Below are 14603 nucleotides of genomic sequence, written 5' to 3'. Positions count from 1 at the left end.
GGACCGGATCACGGCTTCTGGAAACCCGCCCGCTGCAGGAGCTGCTGTGCCTCGGGCCCGCTCAGCCACTTCACGAACGCGGCGGCGGCAGCGGAGTGCTGGGACATCTTCAGCGTCGCCGCCGGGTAGGAGGCGACGGCGTTCTGCTCGTCGGGGAGGTCGACGGCGTCGACCTTCGTCGGCGCGGTGGCGGCGTCCGTTTTGTAGACGAGCCCCGCGTCGGCCTCACCCAACTCGACCTTGCTGAGCACCGCGCGGACATTGGGCTCCTGCGAGACCGGCCGGACGTTCAGCCCCTGCGCATCCAGGACCTGCTTGCTGTAGCGGCCGACCGGTACCTGGGAGGCGGCGAGCACCACCTTCAGCTTGCTGTCGGTGAGGTCCTTCAGGCTTCCGATCTTCTTGGGGTTGCCCTCACCGGTGACGATGACCAGGCGGTTCCTGGCGATGACGGTGGGCTTGCCGACATCCGGCTTGATCCCGTCCATGGTCTTGGTGTCGGCGGTGACCACGGCGTCGGCGGGGGCACCCTCGCGGACCTGGGCGGCCAGTTCCTGGGACCCGGCGAACGAGAAGTTCACCTTGGTGCCGGCGTGCTCCTTCTCGTACACCGCAGCGGCCTTCTTGAAGACATCGGTCAGCGAGGAGGCGGCGAGCACGGTGAGGTCCGCCTTGGGGACGGCGCTGCCGGACTTCTCGGTGCTCTGGTCCTTCGTCCCGTCGTCGTTGCCGCCGCAGGCGGTGAGCGGAACGAGCAGGGCGGCGGTGACGAGCGCGGCGGCGGTGCGGCGCGCAGTGACGAGCTGGGACATGAGGCGGGACTCCTTGGAACGCAGGACGACCGGTGTCGTCCGAGCAGATGGGAAAAGCCGCGCCGTGGGACGGGCGACGCCGCTGGGGTGAGTCAGCCGGCCGCCGGGGGACGGTGCTTGCGGACCGGCTGGGGTGGTACCGCGAAGGGGTCAGGTGCGGTCGATGTGCACGCTGGTGGACTTCACGCGGGCGGTGGCCTGCATGCCGACCTCCAGGCCCAGTTCCTCCACCGCTTCCCGGGTCAGCAGGGAGACCAGGCGGTGCGGACCGGCCTGGATCTCGACCTGGGCGGCGACGTCGCCGAGCGTGACGGCGGTGACGATGCCCGGGAAGGCATTGCGCGCGGAGGTGTACGAGGCGTCCTCCTCACCCGTGCCGCTCTGCGCCACCTCGATGGAGAAGGCGGCCAGATCACGGCCGTCGATGAGGCGGCGGCCGCCGTCGTCGCGATGGGTCGCGACCCTTCCGGCGTCCGCCCAGCGGCGCGCGGTATCGGGGCTGACCCCCAGCAGCCGCGCCGCCTGGCCGATCGTATAGGACTGCATGTGCGACAAGATAGGCAACATTGGCTCGCATCTGCAATTGTTGAGCCGAAGCTCTATAGCAAATGCCAGGCGCGTCGGAGAAAAACACGAAGCCCCTGTCCGGCCCCACGCCCCCGGTTGCGGATTCGCGCCGCCCTACGCCGCACACCGCATGCGCACTCAGCCGGGCAGAAGCGGACACTCCCCCGACCCCGCGGCGCATCCCGGACAACCGCGCGAAGGCGACCTAAAGTGCTCAGCAAAACCGGAGATATATGACGTCTCCCCAGCACCGTCTTTGCATTTCCACTCCCCGGTGAGGCATGTCCATGAGCCTGAGCATCCGTAATCAGATTCCCGGCACCGTCGCCTCCGTCACCCCCGGCGAGGTCATGGCGACCGTCAGGGTCCGGCTGACGGGTGGTCAGGAGATCACCGCCGCGATCACCCGGGAGGCCGTACGGGAGCTGGGCATCGAGGCGGGTTCCGCGGTGCGCACGCTGATCAAGTCCACCGAAGTGGCGCTCGCCACCGGCGCGGTCGAGGGCCTCAGCATCCGCAACCGGCTCCCCGGTACCGTCACCGAGGTGGCCACCGGCGGTGCGATGGCCGGCGTCAAGGTGGCCGTGGCGGGCGGTGAACTGACCGCGGCGATCACCAGGGAGGCGGTCGAGGACCTGGGCCTGACCGCCGGCTGTGAGGTCACCGCGCTGATCAAATCCACCGAGATCGCCCTCGCCGCCTCCTGAGCCGGACCTCTCGCCCGTCCACGGCCGTGGCAGGACCGGCGCATCGCCGAATCCGCTCCTTGTCGGAAGCTCCCCCGCACCACCCCGGTCACTGGACGACCGGACAAGAGGGCTATGGCCTTGATCATCTGGCATTTACCATGCGAGTTGTCATATTCGCCTGGTGAATGTGAGATGCCGGGATCGTGTCCGGCAGCCGCCCAAGGAGCCAGTACATGCACGTCCACGACCTCCTCCAGCTCGATGCGCTCGGTCTGACCCTGCTGTGGGGCGACGGCCCCGCGCTCACACAGGAGATCAGCGGTGTCACCGCCGCCGGACACGAGGCCCCGGCCGGGTGTCTGCGGCCGGGCGAGCTGGTGCTGAGCGGACTGGAGTGGTGGACGCCCGACGACGGCCGCGCCCGGACCGACCGCTTTGTCGCGGCGCTGCGCTCCGCGGGCGCCACCGTGCTGCTGGCCGGCGCCAAGGCCCGTGGCGCGGTCCCGGACGATCTGGTCGAGTCCTGCCGTGCGCATGGCGTCGTGCTGATCGCGGTGCCCGCACACACCACGTTCCGCGCCCTCACGGAGGCGGCGACGGCAGCGATACCGCATCGACGGGGCGATCCGGACGGCCGGCCCAGCGGGCCCGACGAGCTGCCCGAGCGAACCGTCGAGGCAGATCAAGCCACCCAACACCAGGGCGTGGCGGACGCGTTGGTGGCGCTCATCGCGGCCGGCCCGGCCGACGGCGCGGCGCTCGATGCCGCGCTGCGCGCCTGCGGGCTGCCCGCCTCCGGGCCGTACCGGGTGGTGGTCGCCACGACGGTCGGCGAGGAGTGCGGCGGGGCGTCGAGTGTGCCGGTGGCGGCGCTGCGACCGTCCTCCGGCGAGCCGTTCGCGGCCGGGCGGCTCCCGGGCGGCGAGGCGGTCGCCGTCATCCGGGCCGACCTCGACCCGGCCTCTGCCCCCACCCGCGCCCCCGACGCCGAGCGGCGGAGTTCACTCGCCGAGCTGTGGCCCGCGCTGTACGCCGACCGGCCGCAGACGGCGCTCCACGCCGGGGTCAGCGCTCCGGTACGGGACCCGGAAGGCCTCAACTCCGCGCTGGATCAGGCGCGTTACGCGCTGGCGGCGGCCCGTGCGCAGTCCCCGGAAGCGGGCCGGGTGACCACCGTCGAGGACCTCGGCACCCTGGGCGCCCTGCTCTCCGGGGTTCCCGCGGAGGTCCGTACGGCCTTCAGGAGCCGGGTGCTGGGCCCGCTGGCGCACAGCGGCGGCTCGCACCGGATGCTCCTGGAGACGCTGGAGGCCTTCCTCGCGCACCACGGTTCCTGGGCACGGACGGCCGCCGCACTACAGCTGCATGTGAACTCGGTGCACTACCGCATCCAGCGCATCGAGTTGCTCACCGGCCGCGATCTGTCCCGGCTCGAACACAAGCTGGATCTCCAGGCGGCACTGCTCTGCCGCTGAGCGGCGCGGGCGACGGCACCGGGCGGGCCGGGCGCAGCGTCCGGGCCGGCAGCTCAGCGCCGGTCGTCCAGCGGGTCGATGTGCACATGGGTGGACTTCACCCGGGCGGTGGCGGTCACCCCGACCTCGATCCCCAGCTCCTCCACCGCCTCCCGGCTGACCACGGAGACCACCCGGTGCGGTCCGGACTGGATCTCGACCTGGGCGATCACTGCGTCGAGGGTCACCCGGGTGACGATCCCGGCGAACGAGTTCCGTGCGGAGGTCAGCACCTCGCCCGGCATCGGATGCTGTCCCGCGGCACGCTCCTTGGCGAACGCCGCCAGACTCACTCCGTCGAGCACGCGGTTCCCGGCGCCGTCCCGTTCCATCCGCAGCCGGCCGCCGTCGGCCCAGCGCCGGACCGTCTCCGAGCTCACACCCAGCAGCGCCGCTGCCTGACCAATGCTGTACGTCGGCACCCCCGCACTCTAGGGCAGCGGGCGGGACGGCCCGTCACTGCGCGCCGCCCCGCAGCGGCCTCCGCTTCGGGCCCGGTCCGGCGCGGGGGCCGGGTGCGTCCGCCGGTCCAGGGGCGCCGTCCGCCCGTGGACCTCCACGGTGACTGCCGCCCGTGGCCGGGGACATCCGTCGTGGGACGGGCCCGGGTCACCCGTGCGGTGGAAGGGGAGGTGCACCGTGGACGGGAGGGCGCTATGCGGCGTCGGGCGTCGTCCGGCAACCGGAGAGCGGGCCCGGATGGGCCGGTTTACGTCCTCCGGGCCCGGTACGGGCCGCTCCGGTGCGGGCCGCGGGTCCATCCGTGTCGGGCGGGTGCATCCGAACAGAGCAATCCGATCCGCCATCGGTGCGGCTTCCTCACACATGGCGCAATCGCTCGATACGCCCGCCTGCCGAGCTGGCCGATGCGCCATCTGACAAGCACGGCAAGCGAGTTGGCGGACTCAAGGCGCACTGAACACCCATCACACCAACCCGAAAGATTACGATTCGCCCCATTTCTCCTCTTGCGTCCGAATTATGACGATGTGAATCTGGTATCCCATTCGTCGAAAACGGGAGTTGATCGCATGGTTACGGATCGCACAGCGCCGGTCGAGACGGCCGCCCTGGCCGCCGAGGTCGAGGGACTGCTTGAGCCCGCCGAGGCCGACGGTGTTTTCCGCGACACCCGCGAGTGTGGAGGTGCGCTGCTGCTGGCCGCGCTGCTCCTGATCTCGCCCCCCACCCCCCGGCCCAAGACGGACGTTCGCTGAAGCTGAGGGGAAAAGCGTTGGCTGAACAGACGCAGGGAGCAGTCCCGCTGAGCGCTGTGATCGCCGATGCCGCAACCGGGGTCGCCCTCGCCCTGCGGGGTGAGGGCGACCCTTATGCGTTGTCCGGCATTCTGCGGCAGAGTGACGCGCTGAGCCCGGCCGCCGTCCGGGTGCTCGGCGCCGACGCGCTCGCACCGTACGCAATGGACCTTCCCGGGATGCCCGTCGGCGCGGACGACGAAGCGGTGGTCCGGCAGGCGCTCGCGGCCTATCCGCCGGGAGCGGATGCCTCGGAGGTCTCGGTGTGGAGCTACCGGGGCCTGGTCGAGGCCTCGCACGCGTATCTCCCCGGAGGCGCACCGCACTGGCCGTCGCCGCCCGACGCCACGGCCGGCTGGGTCGACCACGACCCCTGGCCCAGGCTTTCGCACCGGGTGTCCCAGCTCGCCGCGCTCGCCCTGCCGGGGCTGGCTCCCGGTCTCACCGAGCAGCTGGCCGTCCGCACCGACGATCTGGCCCGCGGTTTCGTCCGGGCGGTCCGCCGCCGGGACTGGCTGCAGGCGGCCGGCCTGGGGCGCTGGCTGGCGCGGCTGCCGGAGGCGCCGCAGACCCTGGGGCTCGACAGCGGGCTGGCGTTCGTCCGTCAGATGGGTGGCGGTGATCCCCGGGTGACGCTGCATGTGGCGGCGGCCCAGCGCTTCTACGGACGGGGTTGGTGACCGGGGGCCGGGGCGACCCCGGGCTGCTGGACCGGATGGTCCGGGACAGCCTGGGGTGGCTGGACGAGGCACGCCCCTTCTTCCGGCTGCCCCCGAACGTGACCACGGACGCCGATCCGAATCTGACCCTGAAACCCCTCGGTGAGCTGGCCGAACTGACCCAGCTGATCGGGACGCTGCACCCGCGGGACGACATCCGGCAGACGGCCCGCGGACTTTTCGCGTTCGCCTGGAACGAGACCCGCGACGGCGAGCTGTTCGCCGAGCTGATCCGCGGTGAGCCGTTCGCCACCTATCCGGTGGAGCTCTACGGGGTCTTCGCACAGGCCGGGCTGCGCCATGCCGAGGCCGATGCGCTGGTGCGGCTGATGACGCGGCTGCGCGGCTGGCGGGTGGCCCGCGAGGACCACACCCGTACGCTCGGGGTGCTCAACGCGGAGCGGCGGACCGGGCTGCGCCGGCACGCGGACTTCGGGGCGGTGCTCGCCCTGACCGGCCTCGGCCGGCTGCCGGAGCCCTGGGCGCTGGACCGCAAGGCGGCGTACGGCATCACCCACGACGTCTTCCACCTCACCGACTGGGGGCGCAACCGGCAGCGGCTGGCCCCCGAACTCGCCGACTACCTGCGGCTGTGGGTCCCCGCCTGGCTGGAGAACTGGCTGGACGAACAACTGTGGGACCTGGTGGGCGAGTTGCTGGCCGTGACGGCCTGTCTGCCCGCGGCCCCCTATGACGCGCCGGCCTGGCAGCGGCTGGCCGGCGCACAGGCGGCCGACGGCAGTGTGCCCGAGATGGGGGCCGCACCGTCCTCGGGCGACCGGGCCGAGGCGTTCACGGCCTGCTACCACTCCACCCTGGTGACCGCGTTCGCCGCCACCCTCGCCCGTATCGCCTCCGACGAGGCCGAGGCCGGTCCGCCGGCCGGGAACGCGGCGACGGCGGCCGGGCGGACGCCCTGCGAAAGCGAGACTGCCCCGTGACCGTGACGGCCGCATCCCCCGCTCTGCTGCACGGTGTCGGCGACCGGGCCCTGACCTGGCTCGACGAGCACCGTGAGCACTTCCGGCTGACCCCCGAGGACTTCGCCAGCAACGGCGCGGTCGTCGAGCGGCTCAAGCCCATCGGGGAGCTGGCGCTCAATATGCATGTGCTGTTCCGGGAGGGCGTGGCCGGCTCCCGGCAGAAGGCACGGGCCGGGCAGCTGCTGGACTTCACCTGGCGGGAGCTGCTGGACGGCGGGAACGTGCTCGCCCGGCTCCAGCACGACGAGCCGCTCTCCCCGGTGCCGCTGGAGGTCTATGCGACCTTCCACGAACTGGGCCACCGTCATCCGGGGCTGGAGTCCGCGCTGGAGGTGTGCCGGTACACCTCCACCTGGACCGCGCTGGAGATGATGCCCAACCGGCGGCTCGGGGTGCTCAACGCGGAACGCAAGCTGGGCCTGCCGCCGAGCAGCGACTTCGACCAGGCGGTGGCGCGCACCTGGCTGGGACAGCTGCCGGAGCCGTGGACGGTGCAGCTGCACATCGCCTACGACCTCACCCACACCGTCTTCCACCTCACCAACTGGGGCGAGAACCCCGAGCACATCCCCCCGGCCATCGCCGAGTACCTGACGCGGTTCCTGCCCGCCTGGATGGACGACTGGGCCGACCTCGAACACTGGGATCTGCTCGGCGAACTCCTCGTCGTCGACGCCTGTCTGCCGCGGCCCACCCTGGACGCGGAGCTGTGGGAACGGTACGCCGCCGCGCAATCGGCCACCGGCGCGATGCCCATCCAGCGCGCGATGCCGCAGGGCGACCCGGCGCGGGTCTTCGACCTGGTCCACCATCCCACCCTGGTGGCCGCGTTCGCCTCCGCGATGGCCACCTCCCGGGCCATGTCCGCCGTCGGATGAGCCCCGACCGCCCCGGCACCGCGCTCGCCGACCGTCTGGCGGACGCGGTCACCCTGATCGACGCCCCGGACATCGTGCTGGCCGTCACCCGGCGCGGCCGGCGCACCGTGATGACCGGCGGTTCGGCCATGGCGCCGCCCACCCCGCGGCATGCGCTGCGCTACGAGCTGGGATCGCTGTCCAAGACCTTCACCGTGCTGCTGCTGGCCGAACTGGCCCGGGCCGGTGTGGTGTCCCTGGACGATCCGCTCGCGGCCCATCTGCCGGGGCTGGTGCTGCCGCATCCGTCCTCCCGCCGGATCGCCCTGCGGCATCTGGCCACCCACACCTCCGGGCTGCCGCGGATTCCCGCCGATCTGATCGCCGGTGCGCTGGTGCACCCGTACGCCAACGGCTACGCCCGCTACGACACCGAGCGTCTGCTGCACACCTTCGCCCGGACCCGGCCGCGGCACGAGCCGGGCACCCGCTGGCGCTACTCCAACTTCGGGCTGGCACTGCTCGGGCCGGCCCTGTCCCGTGCCGCGGGCGCCGGCTACCCCACCCTGCTCACCGACCGGGTGCTGAAGCCGCTCCAGCTCACCGACACGACGCTGGGCCCCGGCACCACCGGCACCGACGCCATCGGGCACCGGACGAACGGGGTGACGCCGGTGCGCAGCGCCGACATGGGGGCGTTCGTCGCCGCCGGGTCGGTGCGCGCCACCCCGGGCGACCTGCTCACCTACCTCGAGGCGCACCTCTCCCCCGACGACACCCCGCTGGCCGGGCCGCTGCGCGACGTCCAGGTGCCGCAGCTCCGTCGCGGCCTGCGGAAACACGACACCCACACCCTGACGTGGTACCAGCACCCGGCCGCCAACGGCCCGTTGCTCTTCCACGTCGGAGCGACCTTCGGCCAGCAGGCGTTCCTCGGCTACCACCCGGCGTCGCAGACCGGGCTGGTCGCGCTGGCCACCCGCCGCGGCCGGACCTGCAACATGATCACCACTGCCTACGAGCTGCTGTACGGGCTGGCCGGCGACCTCTCGTCGTGAACGGGGCGGCCGCCGTTCACAGGTCGCCCGCCAGAATCCGGGCGAGCGAGGTGCCGGGGCGTTCCTCGCTGGCCCGCTGGAAGAGCTCCGTATAGGCCGCGTCGCCGATCGCCGCGCGGGCCCGCTGCTCACACTCCTCGCGTACGGCGCGCAGTTCGGGGGTGCCGCGCTGCGGATGTCCGACGGTGCGCCAGATGGCCTGGCCGCTTCCGTAGACGTGGGCGGCCGCGGCGCCGTCGCCCTGGGCCGCGACCGCGGCCGCGAGCAGATCCAGGCCGAGCGCGATCCCGAATTTGTCGCCGATGCCCTGCTTGGCGGCGAGCATCGCGCGGGCGTGCTCGGCGGATTCCCCGGGGCGGCCCTGGAACAGCGAGATCAGCGAGAGCTGGTAGTCGGTGTAGGAGCGGGTCCAGTATTCGCCGCGCTCCACACAGCCGCGGCGCAGCTCGGTCGCCTCGGCGCGGGCGCGGGCCAGCTCGCCCAGGCCGGTGAGCGCGAAGATCCGGACGAGCCGGCAGCGCAGCCGTGCGGGAGAGTCGAACGGGTCGTGGGGCAGCGGGCCCAGCACCTGTTCCACGACGGTGTGCGCGGACATCGGGCGGCCGGCGATCAGATGGGTGAGGCCGATGAGGTAGCCGGCCGCCAGCACCGCCTCGGCGTCGTCGGACGCCTGCGCCGCGCGGGCGCACTCCAGGCCCAGGGCGTCGGCCAGCGCCAGATCGCCCTGGAGCAGTACGGCGACGCCGAGCGCCCACAGCGCCCGGGTGCGGGCCGGGCTCGGGCCCGGGTGTGCCGCGAGGGCGCGGGCCACGTAGTCGCGGGCCTCGTGCAGATGGCCGCAGCAGCTCCAGAACAGGCCGATCGAGGCGCTGAGTTCCTGGGCGCGTTCCGGGTCGGTGACCAGGAGGTGGTCCAGTGCGGTGCACAGGTCGACATGGGCGTCGGCGACCCGGCGGTACCAGCTGACCTGTTCGGGGCCCAGCCAGCCCAGTTCCGCGCGGCGGCCGAAGTCGGCGAAGTGTGCGGCGTGCCGGCCGGCGAGGGCGGTCACCTCGCCCAGTTCCGCGAGCCACATCCGGCCGTACTCGCGCAGGGTGTCGAGCATGCGGAAGCGGGTGCCCTCGCGGGTGAGCACCGATTTGGCGGCCAGCGCGGCCAGGGTGCTGCGTACCCCCGGTCCGGTCAGCGGTCCCCCGGCGCACACGGCAGCGGCGGACTCCGCGTCGAAGGTGCCGCGGAAGACGGACAGCCGGGCCCACAGCAGCCGTTCCAGCGGTGCGCACAGCTCGTGGCTCCAGCCGATGGCGCAGCGCAGCGTCCGGTGCCGCGGCGGCCGTACCGTTCCGCCGGCGGGGTCGAGGGTGTCGAAGCGGGAGGTGAGCCGCTCGGCGATGCGCTCGACGGAGCTGTGCGCCAGCTGGGCGCCGGCCAGTTCCAGGGCCAGTGGGATGCCTTCGAGGCGGCGGCAGATGACGGCGGCGGCCTGGGCGTGCAGCCCGGTGGTGAGCCGCAGTCCGGGGGCGGCGGCGCCGGCCCGCTGGGTGAACAGGGTCAGGGCGTCGTTGTCGCCGGTGCACGGCAGCGGGCCGATCTCGGTGGTCCACTCGCCGACGATGTCCAGCGGCTGCCGACTGGTGACCAGCACGGTCACGGCGGGGGCGGCGGTCAGCAGATCGCCGAGGAGGTCGCGGCAGGCGTCGACGAGGTGTTCGCAGGAGTCCAGCACCAGCAGCAGCCGTTTGTCGGCGAGCCATTCGCACAGTGCGGCCACCGGGGTCCGGGAGGTGTGGTCGGCCAGGCCGACGGCATCGCAGACACCGGCCACCAGCAGTCCGTCCCCTTGGAGGGGCCACAGATCGGCCCAGCAGACGCCGTCGGGAAACCGCGCCGCCGCCGCACGCGCGGCCCGCATCGCGATCCGGGTCTTGCCCACGCCACCGGGTCCGGTCAGCGTGATCAGTCGGTGCTCCGTCAACTCGTCGTCGATCCTGCGCAGTTCGGCCTGCCGGCCGACGAAGCTGGTCGACTCCTCGGGAATGTTGCTCGCCACCGGCCCAGTCTGCCCCAGCCGGGCGGATCCCACGGCCCGGTGGGGGCAGCGGGCCGGGGCACGAGGTTGACGGCCGCCGGCCGGGCGGCGGCTGCGCCGTCAGGGCGTGACGACGGGGAAGGTGGGTTCCGGCGTGCCGAGCAGGCCCAGGAGCTGGTGCAGGGCCCCCGATTCGCCGTCCTGGGCGGCGTCGCCCGGCCCCTGGCCGGTGAGCAGGCCGAGCAGCTGGGGCTTGGTGAGGGTCAGGGTCAGGTCCGGGGTGCGTTCCCCGGGCGGGGCGGGGGCGCCGGGCGCACTGACGTAGGTGAGCGCCCCGTGGGACAGCGTCAGCTGCCAGGTGCGGTCCTCGTCGGGGAGGTAGAGGTCGAGGGTGAGCGCGGTGGACCAGGCCCGGGGGCCGTCGACACGGAGGGCGAGCGCGTCGAGGAGCTGGTCGACGGTCAGCGCCAGGGCGAGGTCGGGGTGGACGGTGTCCGGCGCCGCCTCGGCGAGGCTGCCGCGCAGCTCCATGGCGCCGGTGAGGTAGACGTTGCGCCAGATGCCGTTCTCGGCTCCGTAGCCCAGCCGTTCGTAGACGAGGGCCAGTTCGCGGCGGGCGCGGAGGTTCTGCGGGGCGGTGAAGACGGCGTGGTTGAGGAGGGTGGCGGCGAACCGCAGATCGCCGTCGGCGGCGTAGCGCTTGCCCGCGTCGACGGTGGCCTCGACGCCGCCCAGGGTGTCGACATAGCGCCGGGCCTGTTCGGCCGGCGGATGCTCCCACAGATGGGCGGGGTTGCCGTCGAACCAGCCCAGGTAACGCTGGTGGACCGCCTTGACGTTGTCGCTGAGCGAGCCGTAGTAGCCGTGGTGGGCCCAGACCTGCTCCAGGTCCGGCGGCAGCCGCAGCTCCTCGGCGATCTCGGCGCCGGTGAGGCCCTCGTTGAGCAGCCGGAGCGTCTGGTCGTGCAGGTAGGCGTACACATCGCGCTGGTCGGCCAGCAGGGTGCGGACGCGGTCCTTGCCCCAGGTCGGCCAGTGGTGGGAGGCGAACGCGACCTCGGCCTCGTCGCCGAAGAGGGCGAGCGCCTCGCCCAGGTGCCGGGACCAGGCGCGGGCGTCGCGGACGGCGCCACCGCGCAGCGTCAGGATGCCGTGCAGGGTGTGGGTGGCGTTCTCGGCCAGGCAGAGGGCCTGGTGCGCGGGGAAGCAGAAGTTCATCTCCGCGGGTGCCTCGGTGCCGGGGGTGAGCTGGAAGACGAGGCGGATGCCGTCGACGATCTCCTCCTGGCCGGTGCGGGTGATGTCGACGGTCGGCGGGATGAGGGTCGTGGTGCCGGTGGAGCGGGCGGCGCCCAGTCCGCAGCCGATCTGGCCGGCCGGCCCCTTGGGGAGCTCCGACCCGTACATGTAGACGGCCCGCCGGTTCATCGCCGTACGGGCATAGATGCCGTCACCGACCGCGTGGGCCAGGAAGCCGGCCGGGGCGAGCACCGGTACGGGGTGGTGGCCGGGCGGCAGCACACCGCGCCCGCCGCCGAAGTGCGCGCTGTGCGAATGGGTGTAGATCAGGCCGGTGACGGGCCGGTCACCGCGGTACTTGCGGTAGAGCTCCAGGGCCGCGGCGGCGGTCTCGGTGGAGAGCAGCGGGTCGATGACGAGGACGCCGTGGTCGCCCTCGACCAGCGTCATATGGGAGAGGTCCAGACCACGCGCCTGGTAGATACCGTCGGTGACCTCGTACAGACCCTGCCGGCTGACCAGGCGGCCCTGCCGCCAGAGGCTCTCGTGCGCGGTGTCGGGGCAGTTCCCGGCCAGGAAGCCATAGGCTTCCGCGTCCCAGATCACCCGGCCGTCGTCCGCCGTGACCTGGGGCGGGTCGAGCGCGGCGATGAAGCCACGGTCGGCGTCGGCGAAGTCCTGGTGGTCATCCACGGGTACAGCGGTCACGGGGCGCTACCTCTCCGGGGCGGCGGGCCACAGTCGGAAGACCCATGTCACTGATTTAACCCAATCTGCCGGGTTGCCGCATGCGTGCGGGTGCCCACCGCGGCCCGCCCGCGGGCGGGCCGTGCGACACCTCGCGGGCCGACGCGTTACGGGTGCGGCTCGGCCGGGCACAACTACGCAGGCGCCACTGCATCCTTGACGCCTTGGCCGGACAGCCCGGCTTCGCGCGATCACCGGACGGGCGTCCCGGCCCTCCGGCCCCGGTCGCACGGCGCGGCCGTCCGTACGACCGGGAGAGGAGGGACACCCCTGTCCCCGCACCACGACCGCGCTTTCGGTGAGCTCACCGAGCCGTTCCGGCACGGCTCCGCCCGCCGCCCCGATCCCCGTTCCCCGTTACGCCGCACGGCCCGGCCGTGGCCGTCCCACCGCCTCGCCTGGCTGTTACCGGCCGTCGCGGCGGGCAGTCTGGCCGCCGGTATCGCGCTGCCCCACGGGCTGCTCCTCGCGACCGGGCTGGTGCTGGCCGGCCTGCTGGGCCAGCTCTCCATGAACGGCCGCGACCGGCGCTGACCAGGGGCCCGGGCGATGCCTGAGCCCCGGCCCCGTACGGCCGGGTCTCTGCCCCGGCCCCGTACGCCGCACCGCGCTCCCGCACGCACAGCCGCCGGTCACCTGCCCCGTCAGAGGCAAGCGGCCGGCGGCTTTTTCACGCCCCCGGAGGGAGCGCGCTCAGGTGCCGCGGCGGCTCTTTGCGGCCGCGCCGACACACATGGCGCCGAGCAGGAAGGTCAGGGCACCGATGACGACGTTGTTCCAGATCACGCCGGCGTCCGGAGAGCTGCCGACGATCCACGGCGAGATGATCATCCATACGCCGATCGCGCACATCGCACCGCTCAGCCCGTACATCCGCTCAGGTGCCACGGTGAATCCGACCGCCATCAGGGCGATCGCGATGCCGAGGATGAGGTTGTGCACCATGAGCGCCGGCTGTGCGGCGAAGAAGTGGAGGATCCACGGGGAGACGGCGCAATACAGGCCGACCAGGAGCACCGGTCCGTCGACGAGGACCACATCACGCCCGCCGAGCACCCGCTCATACCGCGCCTGCATCTCAGAAGCATCGGGGTGACCTGCGAGATCTCCCCTGTGGTGTGAGACGTCGGCCATGCGACTCGCCTCCTTCGTTCGCAAACCGGCCGTTTCGCGTGGCATCTGGCCACGCATCTTTATGATGCGCTTATGTCGCCTTTATGTGTAGTTCAGGGGGCAGGTGAATTTTAAAGTTTTCCGGTCGCACTGCTGTCACCTGCGGCTCAGCTCCCACCCCAGCCCCAGATTCCAGCGCCCGCCCCGGCCGCTCAGCTCGGTCACGGTCAGCGGCCGGACATCCAGCCGCCAGAACACCTCCGCCGGGACCCGCAGGGCGCACACCGCCGCGGCGCGCACCACATCCGGCTCAACGACGGCCAGCACCCGGCCCGCGTCCGGCGCCAGCCGTGCCAGCCAGTCCGCGATCCGGTCACACAGCTGCCGCAGCGACTCCCCGCCGTGCCCGGCGAAATCCGGGTCCGCGAGCCAGGCGGAGACCGCGGCCGGTTCGGCGTCGGCGACCTCGGCCAGCGTCCGCCCGCGCCAGCCGCCCATCGCGCAGCCCGCCAGCTCCCCCGCGGGCCGCACCGGCAGCCCGAGCCCCTCGGCCGTGCGGCGGCACCGGACGGAGGGCGAGGCGAAGACCCGGTCGGCGGGCGGCAATGCTCCGGCGGCGGCCCGGACCCGGCGCAGCCCGGCCTCGTTCAGCGGACCGTCGTCATCGAAGCGCACCTCGCGCTGGGCGTCCCCCGCGGCCGGTGAGACCAACATCACCCGAGTTGTCATGTCCTCTCCTCTCGCTCCGCTCCGGGACGGCAACCCGCAGGCGGCACAAGGGAGTTGCCCGGAGGGCGCGCCCTGCCCTGCGCCTCTCCGCCCCCTCCGCGGCCTTGGCCGGGCGGTCGGTTCGCGGTACCTTCCCGATGATATTGACGACGACATGACGGAAGCCGGTGAGATCCCGGCGCGGTCGCGCCACTGTATGTCCGGTTTTGAACGGCCCCACCAGGCCGGGACCGGGCGAGCCAGACCCGGCATGTCGTAACGCACTCCAACGAACAGGGACGCGAGTTCCCC

15 protein-coding genes and 1 riboswitch are annotated in these 14603 nt (G+C 72.6%); of the genes, 8 read left to right on the top strand and 7 right to left on the bottom strand.

Annotated features, from left to right (window positions below; genetic code table 11):
* Positions 1-8: 8 nt before the first annotated feature.
* Together modA and ACFW5B_RS16115 are read right to left on the bottom strand one after the other, a co-directional pair.
* Positions 9-812, bottom strand: coding sequence for a molybdate ABC transporter substrate-binding protein (modA, locus tag ACFW5B_RS16120; RefSeq protein WP_386439295.1), 804 nt, complete (start codon positions 810-812; stop codon positions 9-11).
* A gap of 150 nt (positions 813-962) precedes the next feature.
* Positions 963-1358: a molybdopterin-binding protein gene (locus ACFW5B_RS16115; RefSeq protein WP_386439293.1), complete on the bottom strand. Its 396-nt coding sequence runs from the start codon at positions 1356-1358 to the stop codon at positions 963-965.
* 308 nt (positions 1359-1666) lie between these two features.
* On the opposite strand from ACFW5B_RS16115, the gene ACFW5B_RS16110 reads away from it, so the two are divergent.
* Positions 1667-2086: a molybdopterin-binding protein gene (locus ACFW5B_RS16110; RefSeq protein ID WP_386439291.1), complete on the top strand. Its 420-nt coding sequence runs from the start codon at positions 1667-1669 to the stop codon at positions 2084-2086.
* A gap of 215 nt (positions 2087-2301) precedes the next feature.
* A complete protein-coding gene (locus tag ACFW5B_RS16105; protein ID WP_386439289.1) occupies positions 2302-3543 on the top strand; it encodes a helix-turn-helix domain-containing protein in 1242 nt (413 codons plus the stop codon).
* Between the two features lie 53 nt (positions 3544-3596).
* Here ACFW5B_RS16105 and ACFW5B_RS16100 read toward each other — a convergent pair whose 3' ends face one another.
* On the bottom strand, positions 3597-4004 hold the full coding sequence (locus tag ACFW5B_RS16100) for a molybdopterin-binding protein (RefSeq protein WP_386439287.1): 408 nt from the start codon (positions 4002-4004) through the stop codon (positions 3597-3599).
* A 609-nt stretch (positions 4005-4613) separates the two neighbouring features.
* Between ACFW5B_RS16100 and ACFW5B_RS16095 the strand changes: the two genes are divergently transcribed.
* Genes ACFW5B_RS16095 through ACFW5B_RS16075 form a run of 5 tightly spaced genes read left to right on the top strand, consistent with a single transcriptional unit; the run spans position 4614 to position 8455 of the window.
* Complete coding sequence (locus ACFW5B_RS16095; protein WP_018091704.1) at positions 4614-4799, top strand: hypothetical protein; 186 nt, start codon at positions 4614-4616, stop codon at positions 4797-4799.
* A 17-nt stretch (positions 4800-4816) separates the two neighbouring features.
* Positions 4817-5518, top strand: a complete 702-nt coding sequence (locus ACFW5B_RS16090) for a hypothetical protein (RefSeq protein WP_386439286.1) — start codon at positions 4817-4819, stop codon at positions 5516-5518.
* Entirely contained in the window at positions 5515-6498 is a 984-nt protein-coding gene (locus tag ACFW5B_RS16085; protein WP_386439284.1) for a DUF6895 family protein, read from the top strand. The genes ACFW5B_RS16090 and ACFW5B_RS16085 overlap by 4 nt, the downstream gene beginning before the upstream one ends.
* A complete protein-coding gene (locus tag ACFW5B_RS16080; protein WP_386439282.1) occupies positions 6495-7418 on the top strand; it encodes a DUF6895 family protein in 924 nt (307 codons plus the stop codon). The genes ACFW5B_RS16085 and ACFW5B_RS16080 overlap by 4 nt, the downstream gene beginning before the upstream one ends.
* Complete coding sequence (locus tag ACFW5B_RS16075) at positions 7415-8455, top strand: serine hydrolase domain-containing protein (RefSeq protein WP_386439280.1); 1041 nt, start codon at positions 7415-7417, stop codon at positions 8453-8455. Before ACFW5B_RS16080 ends, ACFW5B_RS16075 begins: the two co-directional genes overlap by 4 nt.
* Positions 8456-8471: 16 nt before the next feature.
* Here the strand turns inward: ACFW5B_RS16075 and ACFW5B_RS16070 are convergent, their stop codons facing one another.
* Together ACFW5B_RS16070 and ACFW5B_RS16065 are read right to left on the bottom strand one after the other, a co-directional pair.
* Positions 8472-10505: an ATP-binding protein gene (locus ACFW5B_RS16070; protein WP_386439279.1), complete on the bottom strand. Its 2034-nt coding sequence runs from the start codon at positions 10503-10505 to the stop codon at positions 8472-8474.
* Between the two features lie 99 nt (positions 10506-10604).
* A complete protein-coding gene (locus ACFW5B_RS16065; protein WP_386439278.1) occupies positions 10605-12431 on the bottom strand; it encodes an alkyl/aryl-sulfatase in 1827 nt (608 codons plus the stop codon).
* 195 nt (positions 12432-12626) lie between these two features.
* Here ACFW5B_RS16065 and ACFW5B_RS16060 point away from each other — a divergent pair, with 195 nt between their 5' ends.
* Positions 12627-13004, top strand: a complete 378-nt coding sequence (locus ACFW5B_RS16060; protein ID WP_386439276.1) for a hypothetical protein — start codon at positions 12627-12629, stop codon at positions 13002-13004.
* A 159-nt stretch (positions 13005-13163) separates the two neighbouring features.
* Here the strand turns inward: ACFW5B_RS16060 and ACFW5B_RS16055 are convergent, their stop codons facing one another.
* Together ACFW5B_RS16055 and ACFW5B_RS16050 are read right to left on the bottom strand one after the other, a co-directional pair.
* Positions 13164-13604 carry an SPW repeat protein gene (locus ACFW5B_RS16055; RefSeq protein WP_386439274.1) on the bottom strand — a complete coding sequence of 147 codons (441 nt, stop codon included), beginning with the start codon at positions 13602-13604 and terminating at the stop codon, positions 13164-13166.
* A gap of 135 nt (positions 13605-13739) precedes the next feature.
* Positions 13740-14312: a histidine phosphatase family protein gene (locus tag ACFW5B_RS16050; protein WP_386439272.1), complete on the bottom strand. Its 573-nt coding sequence runs from the start codon at positions 14310-14312 to the stop codon at positions 13740-13742.
* Positions 14313-14471: 159 nt separating this feature from the next.
* Positions 14472-14557: riboswitch (cobalamin riboswitch) on the top strand.
* Positions 14558-14603: the final 46 nt, after the last annotated feature.

It is taken from the genome of Streptomyces sp. NPDC058773 (assembly GCF_042746015.1).
Classification (GTDB): Bacteria; Actinomycetota; Actinomycetes; order Streptomycetales; family Streptomycetaceae; genus Streptomyces.
Note: the sequence above shows the minus strand (reverse complement) of the source record. Positions and strands in the feature narration are given on the sequence as shown.

Bases quoted from the DNA above. Each gene is read 5' to 3' on its own strand.
- modA (WP_386439295.1), bottom strand. From the start codon at position 812: ATGTCCCAGCTCGTCACTGCGCGCCGCACCGCCGCCGCGCTCGTCACC.
- ACFW5B_RS16115 (WP_386439293.1), bottom strand. From the start codon at position 1,358: ATGCAGTCCTATACGATCGGCCAGGCGGCGCGGCTGCTGGGGGTCAGC.
- ACFW5B_RS16110 (WP_386439291.1), top strand. From the start codon at position 1,667: ATGAGCCTGAGCATCCGTAATCAGATTCCCGGCACCGTCGCCTCCGTC.
- ACFW5B_RS16105 (WP_386439289.1), top strand. From the start codon at position 2,302: ATGCACGTCCACGACCTCCTCCAGCTCGATGCGCTCGGTCTGACCCTG.
- ACFW5B_RS16095 (WP_018091704.1), top strand. From the start codon at position 4,614: ATGGTTACGGATCGCACAGCGCCGGTCGAGACGGCCGCCCTGGCCGCC.
- ACFW5B_RS16075 (WP_386439280.1), top strand. From the start codon at position 7,415: ATGAGCCCCGACCGCCCCGGCACCGCGCTCGCCGACCGTCTGGCGGAC.
- ACFW5B_RS16055 (WP_386439274.1), bottom strand. From the start codon at position 13,604: ATGGCCGACGTCTCACACCACAGGGGAGATCTCGCAGGTCACCCCGAT.
- ACFW5B_RS16050 (WP_386439272.1), bottom strand. From the start codon at position 14,312: ATGACAACTCGGGTGATGTTGGTCTCACCGGCCGCGGGGGACGCCCAG.